The organism is Faecousia sp. (assembly GCF_048519415.1).
Lineage (GTDB): Bacteria > Bacillota > Clostridia > Oscillospirales > Oscillospiraceae > JAZOXB01.
The window spans coordinates 1-2,616 of the sequence record NZ_DBFZUT010000045.1 but is presented as its reverse complement, the minus strand read 5'-3'; the positions used below and the strand labels follow the sequence as shown (position 1 = coordinate 2,616).

Genomic DNA, 2,616 nt, shown 5'->3' with positions numbered 1-2,616 from the left:
ATGTAAAACTTTTCTTTTTTTTCTTTGCAGCAATCGCACATGGGAAAAGCCCTTCTTTCCTTAGTTTCCGTATCTGTCCATTATATCCGATATCCGGGAAAATACAAGCCAAAACGCGGAGAACGGCCTTATTTTTTGCGCAGCTTGAAAATGAGCCACAGCAGAACGGCGCCCGTCAGCGCCCCGGCGGCATCGAGCCACACGTCGCTCAGCGCGCAGTTGCGCCCCGGCGTGAAGGACTGGATGGTCTCGTCGGTCATGGCCGTGAGCACGGCGAACAGCATCGGCTTGGCCAGCGTAAAATTCCGTGCGCCGTGGAACGTGCCTGTCAGCAGGATGCCGAGCACGGCAAATTCCAGAAAATGCGCCGCCTTGCGCAGCACGCCGTGCGTGATCCACGGCAGGATCATCTGCACCACGGCAAGCACGCCGCCGCTTTCCGCATTGCTGGCCGCGGCCGGCATGGCGGAGTGCAGAAAGATCCCTGCCGTCCACAGCAGGGTCAGGATCAGGTAGATCCGGAACGAACGTTTTTTCATGCGTGATCTCCTCCCTGCGCCGGGAGCACGGCGGGCTTCCAGCGCGGCTTTGGGGGAGCGAGCCGCAGCGCGCGGAAAAAGTCTCGCAGCAGCTGCGCACATTCCTCCTCCAGAACGCCGCCCTCGCAGGCGGGGCGGTGGTTATACGGCAGGGCGAACAGGTCGGTCACGCTGCCGCACGAGCCTGCCTTCGGGTCCGGCGCGCCGAACACGACGCGGGGGATGCGGGCGTTGATGATGGCCCCGGCGCACATGGGGCACGGCTCAAGCGTGACATAGAGCGTGCAGCGCCACAGCCGCCAGCCGCCGAGCGTGCGGCAGGCCTCGGCAATGGCCTCCAGCTCCGCGTGGGCCAGCGCGCTTTTGCCGGTTTCGCGGCGGTTGCGGCCGCGCCCGACGATGCGCTCGCCGTCCGTGACGATGCAGCCGACGGGCACCTCGCCCTCGTCTGCCGCCTCACGCGCCAGCGCCAGCGCCTCATGCATGGCCTCCGTGTCTGTCATCCGCTCGCCCTCCTCCGGCATGGTAATGCCATAATCATACCCGATTCCGGCCGGTTCGTCAAGCCGTGTGCCAAAATTGGGATTTTCTGGAAAAAGTTTTGTCGAAATTTGTCTTGTTAGGGAATTAACGATTGACACGGAACGAACAAAATGATATGCTGTCGCCAGAGAAATGGAAATAACTGGAAATTACGGGAACGAATTGCATTTGCGGCGGAAGCGATGGAAGGAGGTGAGACCGGAATGAAGCAGGGACAGACGCTGTGCTGGTGCGTCTGGTGCGGAACGGAGCTGGTGGCAGGGGGCTATTGCTACTGCCTGGACATCGGCTGCCTGTGCCCGGCGTGCCTGCCGGAATACGCCAGAGTCGTGTTCCGCTCCTGTCTGGTTGCGGTGGGATGAGACTGGCGGAGCTATCAGCCGGGTATCGCGAGGCGGCGGGGCTGCTGGACATCCAGATCAGCCGTCTGCGCCGCCTGCGGCGCGGTACGGCCGATGCGCAGACGCGCGCGGTGCTGGCCAACCGCCTGCGCAAGCTGTGCGAGGCCAGACGGCAGTGCCGGGAGCTTGCGCTCCTGTGCGAACACTATTATGAAAGGGGATTCTATCGTTATGCATCCGATTCTTTCCAAGGCCTCGCTCCGTGAGCCGGATACGGAGCGCCTGAACACCATGCTGCGTGTGGCGCTGACGCCGCTGCAGTATGAAACGGTCGTGGCGGTCTACCTGCACGGCCACCCGCAGAAGGAGGTCGCCATCGACCGGGGCGTCAGCCCGGCAAGCGTGTGCCAGCTGCTGCAGCGGGCCGAACGCCGCGTGGGGCGGTATCTGGGGTACTTATAATTATTAAGTGAATCATGAATACTGAAAAATGAATAGGGAATAATTTTGTGAAATTAACAAACAAACGTGCGCTGTAGGGGAGCGGCGTGCCGCTCCCTGCTCTGTACTGCCGACTTGTACCGGCTGTCGATAAAAACGTAAAAACCGATTGCATCTGTAGCGGCGGTCAGTGACCGCCATGCAGGCTGGTAAGTGATAGGTTGGCATCGTCGACCGCACAATGCTCTCAAATTTGTCATTGCGAGGAGGCCATAGGCCGACGTGGCAATCTCGCAGTACCCGGACGGATCACAGGAAGGCCACCGGCGAAAACGTAGCTGGTTGCAGGAGATTCCCACGTCGCTTCGCTCCTCGGAATGACAAACCTGTTTGTCTTACGCCGCCGAATTACTACTGCAATACCTGCGACTGCCTATGGCGCTCACTGAGCGCCGCTACAGACGCAATCGGCGCATACCATTTCACGTTGACCAGTATGGGACGAAAGTGCCTTCCCGAGATTGCCACGGGCGCAAAGCGCCCTCGCAATGACACATCAGGCAGTGCCAAGGTGCACCAGCGCCCTTGCACGGTTGAATTACCCCGTACAGGGCGCTCAGCGGGTCTTTCGCCCCAACTTATCGGTTTGAAAATCTTGAAATATTGCGCAGCCGTTGGCGGCTTTGCCGCCTTACGGATGCGGCATGCCCCTTGTGGGTACACAAAGTATTCCTGCAATTTCCAAACCTCAA

General features: G+C 60.1%; 5 protein-coding genes. 3 read left to right on the top strand and 2 right to left on the bottom strand.

From position 1 onward, the window contains the following. Positions 1–128 precede the first annotated feature (128 nt). Both ACMKFF_RS05115 and ACMKFF_RS05110 read right to left on the bottom strand, forming a co-directional pair. A complete protein-coding gene (locus ACMKFF_RS05115; protein ID WP_367926863.1) occupies positions 129–539 on the bottom strand; it encodes a VanZ family protein in 411 nt (136 codons plus the stop codon). Then, positions 536–1,042, bottom strand: a complete 507-nt coding sequence (locus tag ACMKFF_RS05110) for a nucleoside deaminase (RefSeq protein ID WP_418487151.1) — start codon at positions 1,040–1,042, stop codon at positions 536–538. The genes ACMKFF_RS05115 and ACMKFF_RS05110 overlap by 4 nt, the downstream gene beginning before the upstream one ends. 243 nt (positions 1,043–1,285) lie before the next feature. On the opposite strand from ACMKFF_RS05110, the gene ACMKFF_RS05105 reads away from it, so the two are divergent. Genes ACMKFF_RS05105 through ACMKFF_RS05095 form a run of 3 tightly spaced genes read left to right on the top strand, consistent with a single transcriptional unit; the run spans position 1,286 to position 1,885 of the window. Beyond that, positions 1,286–1,444: a hypothetical protein gene (locus tag ACMKFF_RS05105; protein ID WP_349134470.1), complete on the top strand. Its 159-nt coding sequence runs from the start codon at positions 1,286–1,288 to the stop codon at positions 1,442–1,444. Next, the gene (locus ACMKFF_RS05100) at positions 1,441–1,689 is read left to right on the top strand and encodes a hypothetical protein (RefSeq protein ID WP_349134469.1); all 249 of its coding nucleotides are present in this window, start codon (positions 1,441–1,443) and stop codon (positions 1,687–1,689) included. Before ACMKFF_RS05105 ends, ACMKFF_RS05100 begins: the two co-directional genes overlap by 4 nt. Further along, a complete protein-coding gene (locus ACMKFF_RS05095; RefSeq protein ID WP_349134468.1) occupies positions 1,655–1,885 on the top strand; it encodes a sigma factor-like helix-turn-helix DNA-binding protein in 231 nt (76 codons plus the stop codon). The genes ACMKFF_RS05100 and ACMKFF_RS05095 overlap by 35 nt, the downstream gene beginning before the upstream one ends. The last annotated feature ends 731 nt before the right edge of the window (positions 1,886–2,616 follow it).